Genomic DNA, 20,708 nt, shown 5'->3' on the forward strand with positions numbered 1-20,708 from the left:
TCAGGCTCCTACGAATTCGTTGCCATAGGCATTGACGAGCTGCGCGCCATCGGCGCCGGTGAGGTAGACGAGGTCTTTTGCCGGTGAGACCGTATCGAGGCGGGCATACGTGGCGGCGCGCGCGGCACCGATCTCGCCCACCTGGCCGGCGGCGCTCACCTTCTGTTTGACAACCGCATGTGCGGCCAGGCGCCGAATTCTCGCCAGACGATCGAGCACCTGGTCGATGTAAGCGGCCGTGTTGGGGACCGCCGGATTATCGATGTCGAGCGCAAGCTCGAAGGTGAACGGATCGCCGGCCGGCGTCTGTTCCCACCATTCCGTCACCGTTACGTGCCCGCCAAGCGCGGCGATTTCAGTGTCGACGGCCCCGCGCGAGCCCTTGCGCATTTGATCAAGGATGGCCGTGCGTGCGCGCTGGCGCTTTTCGGCCTCCGACCAGGTCGTGTCCCAATTGTCGATCGACAAGCCCCAGACCAGCCATGGTAGGAGTTCGACCGGGCACGTGTCCGGATCCCACAGTTGGCGCAGCGGCACATCGAGCGCGGGAGCCTGGATGGCCCCCTCAAAGGCGCGCTCGAGGGCCGTGGCGTTGGGCGGCAGGAGGCTCATTGCGCCTCGCCAATGAAATTCAGCACGATTCCGGTGCAGTAGGACGCCTGCGTGTCATCGATCGGGACGTCAGCCGCGGGCAGGTTCAACACGACCTTCTGGACGCCGGCGGCGTGCAGTTGCGCGGTAATGGCGCTTCGGACCACGTCAAAGCCGATGCGGCGGATATTGGTGGCGAAGGCGGCGACGTTCGTTTGCGCGGCGGCGAGCACGACCGACCGATCGGGGCCGGCGTACGTGTAGATGTCAGCCTGGATCGAATAGGTGACGATCTCGGCCGAGGCCACGGTCACCTGGTCGCAGAGCGGGCGCTTGTCGGCTGGCGATAGTGCAGCCTGAACATTGGCCAGCATACCGGCGTCCGCCGTCCCATCGCCGGCAGCGGCCAAAACGGAAACGAGCACGGCGCCGGGCATCGGCGAGATCGCCTTCACGTCCTTGACCCCGGCGTCAGCCGACCGGGCAATGTACTCGTATGCGCCAGATGCACCGGCGGTCGAATAGGCGTCCGGCGCCAGCAAGATTCGCTCTCGAAAGGCCTCGATATCCTCACCTGGTAATTGCGCCACGCCGAACAAGGCGCCGAGATTGACCAGGTCGTTACCGAGCGCGTAGGCCACCATGACCGACTTCGCAGCGTCGTTGACGCGCTGGCGATCGAGCAGCCGGCTATAGGCAGCGACCTGAAGGATTTTGACGGCCGGATCGCTTTCGATCGTTTCGTCAAAAGTCGGAATACCGGCGAAGACGCCGGCCACGCCGGTTTTCACGAGCGTCGCCATCTGGGCAAAGATCTGCTCGAAACTCAGTTGCTCGATCACGTCAGGCAACGGGATCTGCGACAGGTCGATTGCGTTGTTGGTTGTGCCGGCCATGTCGGCATTTGGCCGAGGCAATCCCGCGCGCGCACGCGGTCGCACTTCGCAAATCGGGTTTGACAACGGGGACCGCTGGCCTTGCCCGAGCGCCATGCTGATCTGACAGCATGACCAAGCCCGAAATCGCCATCTACTGGACACTCAGCTTCTTCAGCTCGTTGACCATCGTCGCGGGCAAGCTGGGCTATTCGCTGTTCGGCCTGGGCGAGGCCCAGCCGGACGATCCGGTGCTCGCCGCGCACTGGCGCCGCAAACGCCTGTGGCTGGCGATCAGCGAGCTTTCTGCGTTGCCGGCCTTCGCTACGGTCGGCGTCACCGCCACGATCTACTGGAACCTGCCGGCCATTGCGTCGGTCGGCATCTCCATGGTGCTCGGCGCCATGGGCTTCGGCTTCCTACTCAACGGCGTGGCCTATTTCGCCAAACGGAAGTTGAACATGGAGGACAGCCAGTGAATGTCCTCGAACTGATCGCCGCTGCCAGTGCCGCGGCCACGGTGTTCGGGCTGGCCGTGGCAGGCGTACATGCCTGGCGCGAGGCCCTGCATAAAGATCGCGAGGTGCGTTGATGGCTCCGCGCGTCCTAGCCGCAAGTGACATCAACACGGCACTCGGGTTCACTCCGGCCGACGTTTCCGCCGGCGTCCTGAAGGCTGCCAAGGTTTTGGCCGGATACACGGATGGTGGCTCCATCGGCATCGGCGGGCTGAACCTGACGACGACACAGGTGTCGAACTCGCAGGCGTATTGGCCAATCGACGCGGTCGCCAACGGCAGTTCCGTGACTATCTTCTACTGCCTGACCAAGTCGTCGGGCACGGTGACCATGTATCTCGGCGATGGTACTTCGGCGTCGAAATCGAACACCGTGACGCTGACTTGTGATGGCACGCCCCGCCTGGCGCTCCTGACCGCCAACGCCGCCGGCGTGGTTCGCCTGGTCACGCTGAACACCGGCGCCATCGGCAACACCCTGACCGGCGACATCATAGCGCTCAACGGCGACTACACGGCCGGCGGGCTGCAAAACGACAAGATGACGACGGCCATGCTGGCCATGGTCAACATGCTTGGACTGGCATTTTCCAATGCGTCATCCCAAGCGCTCGCCGCGGCCGTCGCCAGCTATTCGGCTATAGGTGTCCTAAAGTCGGCTGTTGTCCTGTCCGGTTATACCGATGGCGGATCGAGCGGCATTGGCGCGCTCAACCTGACCACGACCACGGCGTCGAACGCGCAATTCTATTGGCCGATCGATACGGTAGCGATCGGCAAGTCGATCACGGTGTTCTACTGCCTGTCGAAGTCGGCCGGCGCCCCGACGATTTACCTTGGCGACGGCACGTCGACGCGCATTTCGAACCAGGTAACGTTGACCTGTGACGGCACGCCTCGCATGGCGGTTCTCACCGCCACGGCTTCGGGTGTCGCGCGGCTGGTTTCGCTGAACACCGGAGCGGTAGGCAATACGCTTACCGGCATGGTTGCCGGGCTCACCGGCGACTATACGGCGGCATCCCTACAAAGCGACAAGCTGACCACGTCGCTGCTGGCCGTCCTTAACCTGCTGACGTTGTCGGCGTCGAACAGCGCTACGCTCCGTCAGGCTATCTCGACCAACACGGAAGGCCTCGGCGCGATCCTTGGTGCGATCACGGCGCCGTCCGGATGGAGCGCCACGACCTTCGGTCCCGGCGTCGGCGAGTTTAGCGTCACGGCACCGAACAGCACCAACTGCTTTTTCTATTGGCCGGTCAACGCCGCGAATGCCGTTACCATTACGGTCTTTTACCGCCTGTCGAAAACGTCATCGGCGACACCGACGATTTGGCTTGCCGATGGCGCATCCACCAATCTGACGAGCGGCGGCGCAAAAAATCTGACGTGTGACGGTACCTGGCGCACGCAGCCCCTGACCTCGACCGGCGCCGCGACACGGCTTTTCATCCAGCTAAATGCCGGCGCCGGACAGACCGGCACGCTGTCAGGGGATGTCTTCGCGATCGTCAGCGATGCGACAGCTGCTACGACCGGCGTCAACGGCCTTTACAACATGATCGTCTCTTTCATGCACGGCGTGAAGACGACGCTCAATTCCCTACTTTCCAGCGTGGCCGCGAACTCCTTGGCAATCGCCGCCAACACCACGAACATCGCTGCGATCACGACTGGCCGGGTCAAAAAGTACTCGCCGATCTCGGCTCGCAATCAGGTCTATTGGGGTGTGCAGATCCGGACGGGCGCTGACTCTGTGTCGCGCCGGCTAGTCAACGGCTACGGGATCGCCGAGCAACTCGGCATCATCATTCCTACCTGGTACCTGGGGAACTCGGGCGGCAACCTGGTGCAAATCCCGCTGCCGAACGATATCCGCGGGAAGGCGACGTTTGAACCGCTTGGCGTCGGCGCCGCGGCGCCATCACCGATCTACTATCGCGGTTCAACCGACATCTGGATCAAGATGGCCGAATACGCCGATGGCCGCAACGCTCTCGCGTTTGAGCTCGGCGGGCTTCAGATCGCATCGCTAGGCGCTTTCAAGGTTCACCTGAACTTTTACCCCGTCGATTCCAGCGGTAACTATTTGCCAAACGGCTACTTGCCGTTCGGACAGCAGTCGGCAAACGCCAACGGGGCAGCAAATGGCGACCACTATGTTGTCGGCGCCACGCCGATCACATCGGATAAGACCGGCGTGCTGGGCGGTGAAACGACCTACAACCAGAGTCCAGCTAACCTTTTCGACGTGATCGTCATCGGCCGCCGTAAGGCTACCAAGAGCGTTATTTCTATCGAGGACTCGATCCACGCCTTTGCCGAAAACCTGACCGGATCCTCCGACAATGACGGCCATGTCGGCTGGGTCGGCCGTCTGTACGGCAAAAACCATATCGACCTGCTGCGTATCGCGCAGCCGAGCCGCATGCTGTCCGAATTCGTCAACATCACGACTGGCGCCCTGCCAGGCGTGACCGAGCTGCTGAACCTGATGGGCGAGTCCTACGTGGTCGAGCTCGGCGTCAACGACTTCGGTGCCGGTCATACAGCCGCGACGATGTTGAGCCAGCTTAACACCTTCTGCACGTTCCTGAACACGGCCGGCTTTGCCTATGGCGGCGTCGCGACGGTTCCAGCGTCGCCGACAAATTCATCGAACAACTGGATCGATGGTCCCGGCCAGACGAAGCAAAACGCGTCCGCCCGTGCCGAAAAGCTGACCTACAACACGACGCTCCGGACTGCGCTGCCCGCCTACGTCAACTTCGTGATCGATGTGGCCAGCGACATGTGTGACCCGACCGACGTTGACCTGTTCGTGACGGACGGCATCGCCAATGACACCACGCCAGATGGGACGCACCCCACCGGTAAGGTCAACGCGACCGTCGCCAATAACCGCCCCGATCCGAAGATTGGCCACAGGTTCTAGCTGAGGAAACCGACAGATGACCGAAATTCAATGGCCCGAGTTCCAGCCTGTTGACGAAGCCGCGCAAACCGGCGGCGACTTCCTGGTCGTGACTGCGGACGGCCACGTCATGACGGCCTTCTACGACAAAATGCTCGGCTGGACCGACAATGCCCGCGGCACTTTTTGGGGCTTCGATGTCGTCGGCTATCTCCCGCTGCCTTCGGTCGACCAGGACCAGCTGCAGAAGCTGAACGACCGGATCGTCGTCTTTGACGGCCCGGTCGAGCCCGAGCCTTCCGAGCAGCAAGCCGAAGGTGAAGAGGCCGTCGAGCCGAACCCAACCATCGATCAAGACCAGGCATAGGATCAGGAGGTTCCATGGCACTGCGTGACAGACTCGACCGCGAAGAGGGCAACGTCCTCACCGCATATCCAGATCCGCTATCTCCGCTGGCGAAGGCCTGTCGAGCCGCCGGCATCAATCCCGTTCTCAACTATCGGCAGCTCGCAAACTGGCGAAATTACGACGGCGCACCGTGGACTATCGGTCGCGGGCATACCGGCGCCGACGTGCATGAAGGTCTGACCTGGACGCAGTCACTATCCGACGCTGCCCTCGACAAGGATATCGCCGACGCTCGCGCGGATCTCGGCAAGCAATTGCCCTGGACGCGCCAGCTCGACGGCGTGCGCCGCGACGTGCTGGTCGATATGGCCTTCAACATGGGCATCGGCAAGCTGTTGGGCTTCAAGGAAACCCTTCGCCTTGTCGAAGCCGGCCGTTACACGGACGCCGCCGGCGAGATGCTGCGCTCGGCCTGGGCCAACCAGGTCAGCAGCCGCGCCGTCACCCTGTCGCGGATCATGCGGACGGGGCACGACGAATGAAGTTTGGCGACGAAATTCTAAGTCATCTGGCAGCGCTCATGGCCGGCATCATGGTCGGCTGCACTATCATGGCCCTTTGGGGCCAGATCAAACCGCTCAAGGCCGAGGTCAAGGAAGCGCACGCCCAAACCGCACAGGTCACCGCGTCGGCATCGAGCGCATCGAGCGCCGAGGCCGACCTTCAGCACAACCAGGACGCCGGCCGCAGGGCCGCAAACGAGGCACATCATGCGATCGATACCGCACCGACGCCGGCAGGCGCGAATTGCGATTACAGCTCTGTCATTGGCGCTTGGCGCGATGGTGTTGACAGCCTGCGCGAGCCGGCCGACGCCGACGGCCCCTCTGTTCATACCCCCGATCGCCCTGCAGGCGTGCAAGAGTGACGATCCTGCCGGCGTGAAAACGGTGCAGGATCTGGCGAACTTCTCGATCGAGCAGGAGCGGGTCCTCAAGGAATGCGAGGCGAAGCGCCAGGCCCTCGTGGACGCCATCACCGGCGGCAAATAGTCGGACCTCAGTGAAATTGGAACGCTGCTGGCGGCATCGCGGGCAGCTTTTCTTTTGGCCCAAATGGTGCGAAGGTCGCCTTAATTCATGGAGCCTCAATGATGCCCCGTTACGCCGCGCTCCCAGGATCCAGTCTTGCTTGGAGAGACACCATCCGCTTTTTGAATGGCGATCCACCGCCATATGATGAAGCGAGCAAGCAAAGGCTTCTGAACCAGCTGGTCGAAGCCGGCGGAAATCGCTCGGCTTACGAAAGCGCGTCACATGGCGAAATTGCAAAGGCAATCTGCGACCTGTGGATATCGAGTTCGAAAAAGACTGGCTGATTAGTCTTTACCCGGCCGCACCAGCTGGTGTGCAAATGTCGCTGCCGGTAACGGTCGGAACAGATCTTCGTGCCTGGTGTTGTCGAACAACCAAGTTCCCCATTTGTCAGGCGTCAGGATGACGATTTGCCGGTCGTGAAAAGGTTTGATGTCTGGCCCCGGCTGTGTCGTCAGCATTGCGAACGATGCCGGTTCATTGCCTTCGGCCGGAAACCAGATGCTGGCGATGCCGAATAACCGTGACGCCGGCACGGTGAACAGGTGCTTTGCCTTTGGGGACTTAGTGCCGGTGAACTCGAAAAAGCCGTCGACCGGCATGATGCAGCGCTTGCTATCCGAAAAATTCCGGCCGTCCGATCGAAAATTGAAGAGCGGGCCGCGGCCAGGCTGAGGCTTGCCGAATTTCATGGTGGCCAGTTCGACCTGGTCGCCGGCGGGAACCATGATCGCGCCCTTGTCGCCGATGCCGACCTCATAGTCTTTGGCCGGATCCGAGACCATCAGATCGAGCTCGGTTTGATGCGCAGGGATCTGGAGCGCCTCACGCTGCATAATGCCAATATACTCTTGCCAGCTGAGTTTTTGTTTCGCCCGATTGCACATCGGATATCTCCCACATCGACCGATTGCTACGCTGCCCGCTTGACTCTTGGCCGTCAATTGGAACAAAGGTGGAACATTCTGTAGCGGAGAGTCAGCGTGCGTGCAATGTGGGATGACCTGAAGGACGTTTTGTCGGCGGAGTTGGCACTTGAAGACGGCGTCACAATCGATGGTGACGTGGCCGAGATCCAAGGACGGATCGATGTGGCCAGGCTTTCCGAACGCGTCGCCGGCCGCATCTTCGACCTGCTGCATATCCCGGTCCTGACGGAGGAAGATCTAGCGCGCCAATATGGCAGTAAGGCGCGGCATTGAACCATGACTGTCTATCGCTGCATGGGCTATTACATCGACCTGTCTAAGGTCGTCGCGGTTTCCGAACTGCAATCGGCAGCGGTCTATCGTAAGTTCGCAGTATTCATCGCCAACAATGCGCAGCAACTGGTCTTTCAGGGCCAGAACATGACGGACGGCTGGGTGAAGGTCGCGCGGCATCACCAATGGATGATGGAAGCCTGGGAGGATTATCAGCGCCATCACCGCACATGGAACTGGCGAAGGATCGATGCCCCATTGGTCTACAAGCTACGCAATTTTCACATCAGCCTGCAGGGGATCACTGTTCTTTCGCCAGTGATATCGGTCGGCGAAGACCATCATTTCGACGTCTATGTCTACGGCCGCAACGATCCTTTCCCAGTGGCAGCGAAGGGACCGGAAAAGCTTGCGAAGCTGAAGGCCGAGCGAAAGGCGTTATATGCCGCATGGATAGAAGTGCTGCCGCCATACCTCAACGGCGAGGATACGGAAGAGGATGCCGCCTAGACGTCCATGTGGCGCAGCACCAGGTCGAGGATATCTTCGCGGTCCTGGTTGGTGAAGCCGAGCAGCTCACGCTGCGCATACTGAACGGTCGGGCCGCGCCTCGAGGTGCGGTCTCTGCCGCCTTCCTGGTGGATTCGCGCGATGCCGGCGACCTTGCCGAGGAAGCCTACCCACAGGCCATAATCGTCAACGCCCGACTTCAGGTAGCGCCCGGTGCGCAGCTTCCGGAACATAGCCTTTTGCTTGATGGTCAGCCGGTTTCGGATATTGCCGCCGCTGGCCTTGTTGTCTTCCGCCGGCGACACGCCGAGAAACTTGATGATTTTCTTCGTCTCAAACGACCGAATGCCGCCAGCCTCTACGTCGAAGCCGGTCATCAGCGGGCCGTCATAGGACCAAGACTTCATGAAGACGATACGCGCGGGACCATTGCCGCCAGACGGATACAGGAAGCGCCTGGCGCCATTGCCGCCGCGGGGCTCGCCGCGCTTTTTCCGCGGGGCGAAGGCGGCGCCGTTCGGGCTCTGCTGTTTGGCGATGCGCGCGGCCTGGCCGGCCTTCAGCTCGCGGGCGATCTTGCGCAGGATGTCGCGCCTGCCGGCGTCATCGAGGGCGCCGAGCAGTCGGCCGGCCTCGCTTTCCAACTGCTCGAGCGCCTTAAAATCGCTGGACACGTCAGGCCTCCGGCGCCTGGTAGATCAGCTCGTTGTCGGGCGTATAGACGGCGGAAATCTTGGTGCCGACGGGCACGTTTTCGACCAGGTCGAAGCCGATCGCTGGTGGCTCGGGGCGATGCGTCAGACGGAAAGTGCCGCCCGGCTGCTGTACGACATCGACCGCCTCGGTCAGCTTGATCTGCAGCTCCAGATCGACCGTCTTGTCATCGAGCAGATCTACGTCGAAGGTGACAGCCTGGTCACCGTTGTCGAAGTTCTGCAACGCGGCCTTTTCGTTGTCCGTCAGCCATACCAGGACCGGCAGGAATATCTGATCTGGATGACCGGTGAAGCCGAGGATCTGGACATGCAGCGTGTAGCGGTACTCATAGTTGAAGCGGTCAGGCGACCAACGCGCCGCCGTGCTGCCGCCCTTGACGTACATCTGGAGCTTTTCGGGGTTACGCTTCAGTTCAGGCGCCCGGGCCACCAAAAACGCGCGCAGGCTGTCGGGCTTTTCCACGACTCACTCCCAAAGTTTGACAATGGTCGACTCTGCGACCGGCGCGGCCGTGATGACCGGCAGCGTTACGACCAGGCCTTCGGTCAGAACCGGGCCGAGATCCGCGATGCCGGGATTGAGCTCGAGCACCTGTTCGACCACGCCGGATCCGGCTTCAAGCACGCGCCAGACCAGGGCGTCGAGCGTTTCATCCTGCACAGCGGTCGCGGTGAAGGTGGTGGCCGCCATCATATTAGCTCTACGGTCGACCGGCCGACACCGAGGATGTCGCGGATGGCATGGAGCGCGTTGCGCCTATGGTCGCCGACAGACGGCCCCATGGCTTCCGACTGGCCGGCGCCCGCGGCCGTCGCGGTGATGTCCTGGTGGGTCTCGGAAAGGTCGGCCGTGGCGTAGGAATAAACGGCACGGCGCCAGCGCATCGTTAGGCGCGTCTCGGCACCGATCGCCGGCGACGGGACGCCGGCCAGGCTGTCATATCCGGCGGCCTCCTGTGTGGCGCGCCAGTCGGCCAGATCCTCTTGCACGTCAGCTATGGCGACCTGCAGGGCTTCAATCAGCCGGGGATCAGGGATGGTCGACGCGCCGATCCGCATCGTGTCGCGGAAATGGTTGAGGTCCACGGCCGGCCAGAATTCCTCGCCGAGGACCATTGTGCCGTCTGGCGATGCGGGTTCAGGCGGGATAGAGACAAAGCCGGTCATATGCACCTCGGTCAGATAGTTCAGGGGGGTGAGGATCAAGGTCAGGGTCGGAGATCAATCCACCTGACCAATCACCGCCCCCCTGGCGCCGTGGGGCGGCTTATTCCGTCACCGAGTCCGGAGAAGGGTTCTTTCGGAGCGACATGCGCAGCCGCTCGATCTCTTTCTTGACGCCGGCCTGCGGGTTCAGCCGCAGGGCCGTGGTCAGCATTTCCAGTGCCGCGGAGCGCGCGTGTTGGGCGCCGCCGGCGGGGCCGTCCGCGTCGGCTTCGGTAGCCTCCGCCTTGCGGATCAGCTGCAGGCCGATGGCCTTGCGCAGTTTCGACTGCACGATGTCGTTGACGTCGTAGGGCTGCACCAGGGTCAGCGTGCGACCGAGAACGTCGAGATCAAAGTCTTCATCGACCGAGGTCGCTTTCAGGCCGGCCTCGGCAAGCTCTTCGGCGATCAGCGTTTGCGCATTGCGGTTGAAGCGGTCGGGCAGGACCAGGCCGTGCGTCAGGACGTGTTCGGCCATTTGGAGCGCGCGGTCGTAATAGCCCACGTCGATGTGCCAGATCATCAGGGTGACGAAAACTTCGTCCTGGACGGCCTTGCCCGTCTTAGCCGTCGTTTCGAGCACCGCGTCGATGTGCGGTTGATAGGCCTCGATCATTTCGCGCTTGGCTTCGATCTTGCGCTCGGTCGACGCGATGTCGGACAGGCGGCGGCGATCGGCGCCGAGCTGGGCCATCAGCAGGTTGTAGGCGTTCGCTTCCGGACCTTCTTCGGGCCGGGGCGGCGCGATCGTATCGAGACCGGCAATGGCGCCGGCGGCGGCGATCGTCAGAGCCGCGGCTACGGCCATCTTGTGTTTTTGAGCTGGGCTCAGCATGTGGATCTCCGTTAAAAAAGGGGGCGGGACAATGCCCGCCCCCTCGGCTCGCTCTCAGGGTTATTGCTGTTACGCGTCCTTGCGGCTGATGTTCTCGACCAGCAGGGCGTAGTCGGTATCTTCGATGACGTAGGCGTCGTTCGAGGACTGGAAGTCTTCGACCTGGTCGGCGGCGGCGTGGTCGACCACGGTGCGGCGGTTGGCGCCTTCCTGCTGGTAGATCGACAGGTTGTCGAAGCGGGTCACCATCAGCTTGCCGTCCGGGAAGAAGGGCACAGTGAAGGCCGGCAGGTTGCCGACGCGCTTGGTCGACATCACGACATCGCGCGCCAGCTGGTTCATCGGATCTTCGTCTTCGTTGATCAGCGGGAAATACTTGTCGTGGAGCAGATCGCGCCCGAGGAGGACAACGAGGTTGGGGTCGTCCTTTGCCCAGGTCGGCAGAAGCGTTTGGACCGCATCATATACCAGGGCGTCGAGCGTCTTGTAATCGCCGGCGGCGCCGTAATAGACGTGCCCGGCCGTGCCGCCGGCCGTCATCACCTGCGCCGGGATTTCCGTGCGCATCTTCTGCAGCCAGCCGATATTGACATCCGACAGATCCGGATGCGCCGTGCGATCGGTCGCCGCGGCGGCCGAGGTGCCCGTCCAGCCGACGCGAATGCGGTCGAGCGCCTGCATGCGAACGATCATGTTCTGAATGCGCGCCTGGAAGTCCGGGAACTTGGCCCACATGTCGATGAGGGCGTAGGGGATCGCCGTGTCGAAGTCGGTCTTTTTGGTGTCGTACTGACGCGAGTCGAGGCCGGACGGTTGGCGCGGGACGCGAAGGTTGCCGCCAGCCGTGTTGGTACGCGAGGCCAGGGTACCGGAAACCGACAGGCCGAGGATGGCGCCGGACGCCTCGGTCACCGGCACGAAGTTGATGCGCTTCAGGAAGTCGGACGACTCCTGTTGCTTGTCGATCAGCTTTTGCTGGACGGATGGGGTGACCGTAAACTTCTTCGTCGCGTCGTCCACGCCGTTGAGGGCGGCGATCTGCGCGACAAAGGCGTTGAAGAGAAGGCGGGTTTCGTTGCGCATGGCGGGCTCCGGAGGGGCTGCGTGTCAGGGTATGGCGGGCAGAGTGCTGATCAGCATTCCGCCAGGATGCGTCCGGCGCCGCCGGTGGCCGGCGGGCGTGCGGTGTAGGAGTTGGCGGGGGTCTTTTCGACTTCGGACTTGAAGGCGGCGAGATCCGAGGCGACCTTGCCGATCGCTTCGGTGTTCGCCTTGTTGCCGGCGTCGATCGCCGCGGACATCAATTGCATGCCCTGCGTGATCTGGCTGGCGAAGGCCGAGAATTCGGCCGGCACGGCGCCCGCGGCCGGAGGGGTGACGGCTGGCGCCGGCGGGGCGGGCGGCGTGTTTGCGGCCTTCAGCAGACCGCTGAAGAAATCACCCATCGCCTTGAACGCACCATCCGATGCGGTCTGCGATGCCGGCGCGGCTTCTAGCTCGAGCTTCAGCTCGTCCGGCGCGGACACGAGGTTGCCGAACACCTTGGCGCGAGACGTGAACTGCAGGCGCTCGGTGCCCAGCGAGGCCGGGCTATCGGTGAAGGCCAGGCCGACCATGTACGCCTCGTTCGTGCCGGAAAAGTTCGGCAGGATCTCGATCGAGGAGTAGAGTTTCTGATTGTCCTTGTTGAGCGCGACCAGATCATCGTGGACGTCGAGCTGCGCGAAAAGGCCGATGCGCTGCTCCGGCTTGCCGGCGACATCGATGGTGACCGGCTCGGCCTTGAGCGCCAGGACGTCACCCACGGACTTGAACGGCGACTGACCGGAAAGGCCACGGACGTGCTCGATGTTAGCGCGGGCAGCATAGGTGTCGGGGTTGTAGTTCTTCGCCGCCTGTTGCAGCTGCGTGGCGTCGATCGTGCGGCCGTCGATGGTCGGGCCGGAAACGGCGACACGGACGAACTTGGACTTGGGCATTTGGGCGGGTCTCCTGCCAGAGAAACGGATCTGTCAAAGCCATAAGAGGCCGGTTCCACCGACCGATTTGCAACGCGGGCCGCTTCGTAAATCCGATCTGACAAGGGCGCCGTCTCACGCGCGCGCGTAGTCGGGCCGTATCGTCTGGGCATGACGTTGCGAATTGAAGACATGCCAGCGCCTTTCGATCCCGAAAGGATTGCCCGCACCTTGTATTGGTGCGGCTGGCGCGTGCAGCAGATCTCCGACGTCCTGGAAATCGCCCGGTCGACGGTTCAGAGCTGGAAGGACCGCCAGAAATGGGACGAGGATTCGCCGCTCACGCAGGCCGAGATGACGACGGCCATGCGCTACAACATGCTGGTCATGAAGGACCAGAAGACCGGCCAGGACTTCAAGGAAATCGACCTTCTCGGACGCCAGATGGCGCAGATGGCACGCATCCGCCGCTATGACGCGCCAGGCGGTCATGAAGGCGACCTCAATGAGAAGATCGGCAATCGCAACGCCGGGCCGAAAAAGCAGAAATCGCCGCCGAACCTTATCAGCAAGGAGTCGATCGAAAAGCTGAAGGCGGCGCTCGAGCGCGGCATGTACGGGTTCCAAAAGACCTGGTGGGATTCACAATCCGAGCGCATCCGCATGTTGCTCAAGTCGCGCCAGATCGGCGCGACCTACCATTTTGCGCATGAGCGCCTCGTGCGCGCGCTGGAGACCGGCAACAACCAAATCTTCATTTCCGCCAGCCGCAACCAGGCGAATATATTTCGCCAGTACATCATTGAGTTTGTGCAGAAAGAGACCGGGATCAAGCTGAAAGGCGATCCATTGGTCATCGAGCGCGGCGAGGACCAGGACGGCCAGCCGCTCGAGCCCGTGACACTGTATTTCCTCGGCACCAACTACCGCACGGCGCAGGGCTACAACGGCGACGTCATCATTGACGAGTGCTTCTGGATCTATGGCTTTGAACAGCTGTTCAAGGTCGCCTCCGCCATGGCGACGCAGAAGCGCTACACGATCACATTGTTCTCGACGCCGTCGAGCATCACGCACGAAGCATATCAGCTTTGGTCCGGAGAGCGTTTCAACAAACGCCGGCAGAAGGCCGATCGGGTCAAGATCGACATCAGCCACAAGGCCCTGAAGCGCGGCGTCAGGTGCGCGGACAATATCTGGCGTCAAATCGTCACGCTCGATGACGCGATCGCGGCCGGCTATGACCTGATCGACATAGAGAGCCTGCAGCTCGAGTACGGCGTCAGCGAATTCGAGAACCTGTTCCGGTGCATGTTCGTGGACGACAGCGAGTCCGCGTTCCCGATGCAGCTCATTCGCCCGGCCATGGTCGACACCTGGGAGGTTTGGCGCGACTTCGCACCGTACAACGCGCGCCCCTACGGCGACGGCGAGGTGTGGCTCGGCTTCGATCCGAACGAAGGCGGCGGCGATGATGCCGGCCTGGTCGCGGTGGCGCCGCCGAACGGGCTGAAAGGCAAGTTCCGTGTGCTGGAAAAGAAAAAGTTGACAGGCCTCGACTTCGAAGCGCAAAACCGCGTCATCAAGGATTGGGCGCGGCGCTATCGCGTGACCGAGATCGCAATCGACGGTACCGGCACCGGCGCCGCCGTCTACCAGTTGGTGAGCAAATGGTTCCCGACCGCGCGCCGGATAGACTATTCGCCCATGGTCAAGACGCTGATGGTGCAGAAGGCGCAGAACGTCTTCCGGAATAACCGCATCGAGTTTGACGCCGGCTGGATCGATCTAGCGATGGCGCTCATCTCCATCCACCCACAACTGACCGCGGGCCAAAAGCAGATGACCTATGTCGCGCGGCGATCGGCTGAGACTGGCCACGGCGACCTGGCATGGGCGCTGTTGCACGTTCTGTACTGCGAACCTTTAGAAGTCGCCGATGGCGGCAGCAAGAAATCCACCCTGGAGATCATGGGATGACCAACGACGAACTCGATCCCGGCGCGCGCGCCGGCGTGCGTTCTTTCAGTTTTGGCGATGCCGAGGGCGTGCTCAACAGGCGCGACGTGCTCGACTACGTCGAAGCCTATTCGAATGGCCGATGGTACGAGCCGCCGATTCCGCGCCGTGCTCTGGCGCGCGTGCTCAATGTTTCCGGTCACCATCGCTCGGCTATCAGCGTCAAGCGCAACCTGCTGGTCAAGACGTTCATCCCGTCGACGCTGCTCAATCGGTCGAATTTCGCGAAGTGGGTGCTCGACTTCCTGGTCATGGGCGACGGCTACCTCGAGCGCGTAGACAACCTGGTCGGCCGACCGCTGCGTCTCGAACATAGTCTCGCGCTCTACACGCGCCGCGGGCTCCAGTCTGGGCAGTTTTTCTTCCTGGAGCATGAGAACCGCTACGATCCGCACGAGTTTCAGCCGGGCAGCGTGTTCCAACTGATGGAGCACGATGTCAGCCAGGAAATTTACGGCGTCCCGGAATACATTTCGGCCCTGCAGAGCGCCTTCCTCAATGAGGCGTCGACGCTGTTCCGCCGTCGCTATTACATCAACGGCGCCCATGCCGGGTTCGTGTTCTATGTGTCGGAATCGACCATGGACAACAAGGACGTCGACGCGATCCGCGAAAGCCTCCGCCAAGCCAAGGGCGTCGGGAACTTCAAAAACCTGTTCCTGCACGTTCCCAACGGCAAGAAGGACGGCGTCCAGATTATTCCGATCAGCGAGGTCGCGGCGAAAGACGAATTCCTCGGCATCAAAAATACGACGCGCGATGACATTCTTGCCGCGCACCGCGTGCCGCCCCAGCTGCTCGGCGTGGTGCCGGCGAACGCCGGCGGCTTCGGCGACGTCGAGAAGGCGGCGGCGATCTTTTTCCGCAACGAGATCGAGGCGCTGCAGATGCGCACGCTCGAGCTGAATGACTGGCTGGGCATGGAAGTCGTGAAATACGCGCCCTACGACGTCGCAACAGCGTCCCCAGCTCCGGCAGCTTAAGCCCGGCAGGTGCCCCTCTGCCAGGCCGTCACCTGTTCCACTTCGCAACGGAACAATAAGTGAACGAGCTTAAGGAGCGCAAGCACCATGACTACCCTATCCACAGTCGCGCCGGTCAAACCGGTCGCGGCATATATCGGCGGCAAAAAGAACCTTGCCAAGCGCCTTGTCGATCGTATCAACGCCGTGCCGCATGACGCCTATGCCGAGGCCTTTGTCGGTATGGGCGGCGTGTTCCTGCGCCGCGATCGCCGGCCGAAGGCCGAGGTCATCAACGACATCAGCGAGGACGTGACCACGTTCTTCCGGATCCTGCAGCACCACTACGTTGCGTTCCTGGAGATGCTGCGCTTTCAGATCAGCTCGCGCGCCAACTTCGAGCGCCTGGCGGCGACCGATCCGTCGACGCTTACGGATCTGCACCGGGCGGCGCGCTTTCTCTACCTTCAGCGCCTGGCCTTCGGCGGCAAGGTTAGCGGCCGGCATTTCGGCGCGGATCCGGGCCGGCCTGCGCGCTTCGACGTGACCAAGCTGCAGCCGTTGCTGGAAGCTCTTCAGGACCGTCTGGCCTCCGTGACGATCGAGCGCCTGCCGTGGCAGGAGTTCATTCGCCGTTACGACCGGCCGGGCGCGCTGTTCTACCTCGATCCGCCTTACTACGGATGCGAGGACGACTACGGCAAGGAGGTGTTCAGCCGCGACCAGTTCGAAGAGATGGCCGGCGTCCTGGCCAAGCTGCAGGGCCGGTTCATTCTCAGCTTGAACGACCGGCCGGAGGTGCGGCAGATCTTCGCGGCCTTCCAGCAGGAAGAGGTCGGCGTGACCTACACGGTCGGAGGCGGCGCCAAGAGCAAGGCCGTTGGCGAGTTGATCATCAGCAGCTAAGGCGCATCGCGCCCAAGCCTCACAGAAGGCCGTACAGCGCCTCGGCTGGCCAGTGGTCCGCCGGGGCGCGCGCACGTCAGGCCTGCCCTGTGCGGGCGGCAGCGGGGCACCACGCCCAGGGGGGCACCCGGGGGCAGGCATTGTCACGCCGGCCCCACGGCGCGCGCTCGTCCCCACACCTCGCCCGCCCGCTACTCATATCGCTTTTGATGCAGCCGACCTTTTCGACGCAAGCTAAACGGCAAAAGGCTTTGCTGGCCGCAGGTAACAGGCCAGCCGTGACGCATTTTGACGCAGGAAATGACGGTTTATCCGTCTGCACGGAAGAACGGAATTAGGTGAAATCGAATTTTAGATCGCAAGCAAGCTGGAGGGTCGTGTCGGGAAACGCCTTACCTTTCTAACAAGCCTGCGCCTTCCGAAATGTCCTAGAAAAAAATGTCTAATGTTCAATGGTTTATGGCTTCGTCACAGGTAAGATGGACGTTCACACCCCGCCTTACCTTTTATGGCCGAAAATCTTACCTCACTGAATTTATTACGAAAAATAATTTGAATATGTAAGTTGTATACCATCTTACATGGTAAGGCTGAGGTAAGGAATTTGTGAGGCGATTTCTGCAATCAAAACAATGAGGTAAGGAAGGTAAGAAATTCCCCGCGTGTCCCCTTCCATTTTAAGAGCGGCATCAGTGACGTTTAATAATCGGCTCGATTCCGGCGGCAAGCTTCGCGGTCGTCGACCACGTTGAGCTGGGACGAGCTGCCGGCATTCCGACTTGCCGAGGTGCCTATTGGGGGGAGTTGCGGTATACTTGGGAGCTTGCCGACTTTATCAGGGTATTAATGCCCATGTCGGACGACTTCCGGCCGAAAATGCTGAATTTCTTTAAGAAAATTTTCGCGTTTTGTTAACCGACGTTAAACGCCCATTAGGCATGTTGGGCGGCATGAGCCGTGTGCGCAAACCCAGCATCGATGCCAAGGCCCCCGTGGCCGGGGGGGCGAACCCGCGCGCCGTATCGTTCGGCCACGCCTTGCGCGCGACCGCTGCGTTCGCCGCCATTGCCAGTTTCGGCATCACCGGCCTGGCCGTCGGCGACCCGCTCAATCTCAATATCGCCTCGCGCGCCGACATCGATATCCGCATCGGGCGCAACGACCAGTCGGGCCGCATCGAAATCTACGGCGCTGTCGGCTCACGCGCCTCGGTGCGCAAGGAAGGCGGGAATGTCATCATCCGCCTGCCGGGCCAGCAGCGCCCCGATATCGGCGACCTGCGCTCGCATCCGCCGATCGGCATAACCAATGCCGACATCCGCAGCGACGCGCGCGCCACCGAACTGGTGCTGACGGTCCAGGACGGTTACGACACCCATTTCGGGCGCTCGGACGGCGCGGTCTTCGTGCAGATCGATCCGCACGATCATCCCGCCAGCACCGCAAAGCCGCAGCCCAACCAGCCCATCACGGTCAACCTGCAACAGCTGCTGCTGGGCCAGAAGGCCGACGCCAAGGGACCGGCCGCCGCCGCCGTGGCCCCGAAGCTGCCGGTGGTCGCCATCGACGTCGAGGACAATGGCGACGGCAAGGACATCTCCTTCCCGTTCGATGGCCCCGTGGCCTCGGCGGTCTTCCGGCGCGGCGATTCGATCTGGATCGTCTTCGATACGGAAGTCGACCTGCGCCTGCCGGTGGAGCTGAAGGACGGCAACATCATCCAGGACGTGCAGTGGACGCACAATGATGGCTTTACCGCCATGCGCATCACCGCGCCGTCGACCGGCTCGCTGTCGGTGCAGAACGACGCTCTGGTGTGGCGCGTGCGGCTGGGCGGGCGGCCGCTGACCGACCAGACGACCGACGTCGCCATTACGCGCGACGATTCGTCGGGAGCGCCCAGTCTCAATCTCAACCTGGCGGGCGCGACGCGCGTCGCCTGGATCCGCGACCCCAGCGTCGGCGACCGCATGGCGATCGTCTGCGCGCGCGGTCCGATCAAGAACCTGAAGAGCGCGCGCACCACGCTGGAAGCGACGCTGGCCTCGACCGCGCAGGGCATTGTGGTCGAGCACATGACGCCTGACGTGCACGTGGCGCTCGACGGCGACCTGATCAGCGTGACGCGGCCCGACGGCCTGACCCTGTCGCCGCTCGATCCCAACGCCAAGCCCGACGATTCCAAGCTGGAATACAAGAATGCGCTGTACCCCAGCGCGGTCAATGCCGACTGGTCGCAGACGCCGGACGAAGGCTTCCTGACGCGATATTCGGCCTTGCAGCTGGCGGCCGCCGACGAGGCGCAGGGCGGGGCGAATGCGCCGACCAAGGCGCGGCTGGCCCTGGCGCGCTTTCTGGTGGGGCAGGGGCTGAACTACGAGGCGCAGGGGATGCTGGACCTGATCGTCAAGCAGAGCGCGCGCGCCGCCGACGATCCCCAGGTCAGGGGCCTGCGCGTCGTCGCCAAGATGATGACGGGGCGATTCGGCGAAGCGCAGGCCGACCTGGCCTCGCCGTCCCTGGCCACCGATCCGGCGTCGCGCCTGTGGGCGTCGTACGCCGAGGCCAAGTCCGGGCACTATGCCGACGCCGTCAAGGACTTCAAGCTAGGCTCCAAGGCGCTGGAATCGATGCCGGTGGCGTGGAAGATGAAGCTGTCGGCCGCGGCCGCCTATGCGGCCTTGCAGACCCAGGACCTCAAGACGGCCGACGGCCTGATCACCTATGCCGTCAATCAGGACGGGCCGCCGCTGGAGAAGCTGTCGGCCTACCTGATCGACGCCCAGATCATCGAGGCCATGGGCGACAAGCCGCGCGCCCTGGCGGTCTATGAAGCCGTGTCGCGGGCGTCGGAAGACCGCATCGCGTCGCCGGCCCTGATGCACGCCGCCATGCTGCGCTTCCAGCTTGGGCGCGCCAAGGCGCCGGAAACCCTGGCGGCGCTGGACAGCCTGCGCTACCGCTGGCGCGGCGACGACACCGAATTGCAGATCATCAGCAGCATGGGCCAGATCTATCTCAGCCTCGGCCGTTATCGCGAGGCGCTGGAAGTCCTGCGCACCGCCGGCCAGCAGTTCGGCAGCAAGCCGCAGGCCGCGCAGATCCAGACCTCGCTCAACCAGGCCTTCCGCAACCTGTTCCTCGGCGGCATGGCCGACGGTATGCAGCCGGTCGAGGCCCTGGGCCTGTTCAACGATTTCCGCGACCTGACGCCGCTGGGGGCGGACGGCGACGAGATGGTCCGCCGCATCGTGCGCCGGCTGGTCGATGTCGACCTGCTCGACCAGGCGGCGACGCTTCTGCAATACCAGATCGACAACCGCCTGCAGGGGGTGGCCAAGGCATCGGTGGCGTCCGACTTGGCGGCCATCTACCTGATGAACCGCAATCCGCAGAAGGCGCTTCAGGCCCTGTGGAACACGCGCACGACGCTGCTGCCGAAGAATGTCATGCAGGAACGCCGCGTGCTGGAGGCGCGGGCCCTGGTCGAGCTCGGCCAGCCGGACAAGGCGCTCGACGCCCTGGGCAATGACGCGTCGCCCGAAGGCAGCGACGTGCGCGCCGACGTCTACTGGGCGCAAAAGGACTGGGGCAAGGCGGCAGCCGTGCTCGAAAAGCAGCTGGGCGACCGCTACAAGACCGACAAGCCGCTGGCCATAGCCGACGAGGGCCGGCTGATCCGGGCGGGCGTCGCCTTCTCGCTGTTGAAGGACCAGGCGTCGCTGACGCGCCTAAACGAACGCTGGAGCAAGTTTGCCGCCACGGCTTCGTCACCCGACGCCATGCGCGTGGCGCTGGCGCCGCTGGACGGCGGCACGATCAGCCCGCGCGACTTTGCCGCTGCTGCGGCGCAAACCGACAGTTTCGCGGGTTGGGTCGCCGGCATGAAGAAGCGTTTCCGCGAGAAGGACAACGCCGCCGCCGCCGCCAACAAGGCCGCCGCGGCTGCGCCGCCGGCAAAGACGGCCTGATTTTCACATCCGCGTGACCCATGTCCGGATTCGCTATGAGTGGACCCTGCGCTATTGTATTATTTGAATGTTTCCGAAGCCC

The 20,708-nt window shown here is 62.7% G+C and carries 22 protein-coding genes; 12 read left to right on the forward strand and 10 right to left on the reverse strand.

The window, feature by feature from the left end; genetic code table 11:
- Positions 1–612 (reverse strand): phage tail protein I, encoded by a 612-nt coding sequence (locus tag AB8717_RS03810; protein ID WP_443749703.1) that lies wholly within the window; start codon positions 610–612, stop codon positions 1–3.
- Complete coding sequence (locus AB8717_RS03815) at positions 609–1,487, reverse strand: baseplate assembly protein (protein WP_443749704.1); 879 nt, start codon at positions 1,485–1,487, stop codon at positions 609–611. Before AB8717_RS03815 ends, AB8717_RS03810 begins: the two co-directional genes overlap by 4 nt.
- A 110-nt stretch (positions 1,488–1,597) precedes the next feature.
- Between AB8717_RS03815 and AB8717_RS03820 the strand changes: the two genes are divergently transcribed.
- The 6 genes from AB8717_RS03820 (at position 1,598) to lysC (ending at position 6,299) form a co-directional block, all read left to right on the forward strand.
- A complete protein-coding gene (locus AB8717_RS03820; RefSeq protein ID WP_443749705.1) occupies positions 1,598–1,945 on the forward strand; it encodes a hypothetical protein in 348 nt (115 codons plus the stop codon).
- Between the two features lie 112 nt (positions 1,946–2,057).
- A complete protein-coding gene (locus AB8717_RS03825; protein ID WP_443749706.1) occupies positions 2,058–4,919 on the forward strand; it encodes a hypothetical protein in 2,862 nt (953 codons plus the stop codon).
- Positions 4,920–4,935: 16 nt separating this feature from the next.
- Positions 4,936–5,265, forward strand: a complete 330-nt coding sequence (locus AB8717_RS03830) for a hypothetical protein (RefSeq protein WP_443749707.1) — start codon at positions 4,936–4,938, stop codon at positions 5,263–5,265.
- Positions 5,266–5,279: 14 nt separating this feature from the next.
- Positions 5,280–5,789, forward strand: coding sequence for a glycoside hydrolase family protein (locus tag AB8717_RS03835; protein ID WP_443749708.1), 510 nt, complete (start codon positions 5,280–5,282; stop codon positions 5,787–5,789).
- Positions 5,786–6,175 (forward strand): hypothetical protein, encoded by a 390-nt coding sequence (locus tag AB8717_RS03840; protein ID WP_443750929.1) that lies wholly within the window; start codon positions 5,786–5,788, stop codon positions 6,173–6,175. The genes AB8717_RS03835 and AB8717_RS03840 overlap by 4 nt, the downstream gene beginning before the upstream one ends.
- The gene (gene lysC, locus AB8717_RS03845) at positions 6,090–6,299 is read left to right on the forward strand and encodes an Rz1-like lysis system protein LysC (RefSeq protein ID WP_443750852.1); all 210 of its coding nucleotides are present in this window, start codon (positions 6,090–6,092) and stop codon (positions 6,297–6,299) included. Before AB8717_RS03840 ends, lysC begins: the two co-directional genes overlap by 86 nt.
- A 326-nt stretch (positions 6,300–6,625) precedes the next feature.
- Here lysC and AB8717_RS03850 read toward each other — a convergent pair whose 3' ends face one another.
- On the reverse strand, positions 6,626–7,228 hold the full coding sequence (locus AB8717_RS03850; protein ID WP_443749709.1) for an SOS response-associated peptidase family protein: 603 nt from the start codon (positions 7,226–7,228) through the stop codon (positions 6,626–6,628).
- A 96-nt stretch (positions 7,229–7,324) separates the two neighbouring features.
- On the opposite strand from AB8717_RS03850, the gene AB8717_RS03855 reads away from it, so the two are divergent.
- Positions 7,325–7,543: a hypothetical protein gene (locus AB8717_RS03855; RefSeq protein ID WP_443749710.1), complete on the forward strand. Its 219-nt coding sequence runs from the start codon at positions 7,325–7,327 to the stop codon at positions 7,541–7,543.
- Between the two features lie 3 nt (positions 7,544–7,546).
- The gene (locus AB8717_RS03860; protein WP_443749711.1) at positions 7,547–8,053 is read left to right on the forward strand and encodes a hypothetical protein; all 507 of its coding nucleotides are present in this window, start codon (positions 7,547–7,549) and stop codon (positions 8,051–8,053) included.
- Here AB8717_RS03860 and AB8717_RS03865 read toward each other — a convergent pair.
- The 7 genes from AB8717_RS03865 to AB8717_RS03895 all read right to left on the reverse strand — a co-directional run bounded on the left by AB8717_RS03865 (position 8,050) and on the right by AB8717_RS03895 (position 12,789).
- Complete coding sequence (locus tag AB8717_RS03865) at positions 8,050–8,727, reverse strand: phage virion morphogenesis protein (RefSeq protein WP_443749712.1); 678 nt, start codon at positions 8,725–8,727, stop codon at positions 8,050–8,052. The two genes, AB8717_RS03860 and AB8717_RS03865, sit on opposite strands and share 4 nt — an antisense overlap.
- Position 8,728: 1 nt before the next feature.
- The gene (locus AB8717_RS03870; protein WP_443749713.1) at positions 8,729–9,232 is read right to left on the reverse strand and encodes a phage tail protein; all 504 of its coding nucleotides are present in this window, start codon (positions 9,230–9,232) and stop codon (positions 8,729–8,731) included.
- Between the two features lie 3 nt (positions 9,233–9,235).
- Positions 9,236–9,463, reverse strand: a complete 228-nt coding sequence (locus AB8717_RS03875; protein WP_443749714.1) for a tail protein X — start codon at positions 9,461–9,463, stop codon at positions 9,236–9,238.
- On the reverse strand, positions 9,460–9,975 hold the full coding sequence (locus AB8717_RS03880) for a head completion/stabilization protein (protein WP_443749715.1): 516 nt from the start codon (positions 9,973–9,975) through the stop codon (positions 9,460–9,462). The genes AB8717_RS03875 and AB8717_RS03880 overlap by 4 nt, the downstream gene beginning before the upstream one ends.
- 61 nt (positions 9,976–10,036) lie before the next feature.
- Entirely contained in the window at positions 10,037–10,810 is a 774-nt protein-coding gene (gene gpM, locus AB8717_RS03885) for a phage terminase small subunit (protein ID WP_443749716.1), read from the reverse strand.
- A gap of 69 nt (positions 10,811–10,879) precedes the next feature.
- The gene (locus AB8717_RS03890) at positions 10,880–11,893 is read right to left on the reverse strand and encodes a phage major capsid protein, P2 family (RefSeq protein ID WP_443749717.1); all 1,014 of its coding nucleotides are present in this window, start codon (positions 11,891–11,893) and stop codon (positions 10,880–10,882) included.
- A gap of 50 nt (positions 11,894–11,943) precedes the next feature.
- A complete protein-coding gene (locus tag AB8717_RS03895) occupies positions 11,944–12,789 on the reverse strand; it encodes a GPO family capsid scaffolding protein (protein WP_443749718.1) in 846 nt (281 codons plus the stop codon).
- Positions 12,790–12,939: 150 nt separating this feature from the next.
- Between AB8717_RS03895 and AB8717_RS03900 the strand changes: the two genes are divergently transcribed.
- From AB8717_RS03900 to AB8717_RS03915, 4 genes are all read left to right on the forward strand, one after another.
- Positions 12,940–14,748 (forward strand): terminase large subunit domain-containing protein, encoded by a 1,809-nt coding sequence (locus AB8717_RS03900; protein ID WP_443749719.1) that lies wholly within the window; start codon positions 12,940–12,942, stop codon positions 14,746–14,748.
- Positions 14,745–15,770 (forward strand): phage portal protein, encoded by a 1,026-nt coding sequence (locus tag AB8717_RS03905; protein WP_443749720.1) that lies wholly within the window; start codon positions 14,745–14,747, stop codon positions 15,768–15,770. Before AB8717_RS03900 ends, AB8717_RS03905 begins: the two co-directional genes overlap by 4 nt.
- A gap of 87 nt (positions 15,771–15,857) precedes the next feature.
- Positions 15,858–16,655, forward strand: a complete 798-nt coding sequence (locus AB8717_RS03910; protein WP_443749721.1) for a DNA adenine methylase — start codon at positions 15,858–15,860, stop codon at positions 16,653–16,655.
- A gap of 950 nt (positions 16,656–17,605) precedes the next feature.
- Positions 17,606–20,626 carry a tetratricopeptide repeat protein gene (locus AB8717_RS03915; protein ID WP_443749722.1) on the forward strand — a complete coding sequence of 1,007 codons (3,021 nt, stop codon included), beginning with the start codon at positions 17,606–17,608 and terminating at the stop codon, positions 20,624–20,626.
- Positions 20,627–20,708: the final 82 nt, after the last annotated feature.

This window comes from Asticcacaulis solisilvae, from assembly GCF_052327315.1.
Taxonomy (GTDB): Bacteria; Pseudomonadota; Alphaproteobacteria; order Caulobacterales; family Caulobacteraceae; genus Asticcacaulis; species Asticcacaulis solisilvae_B.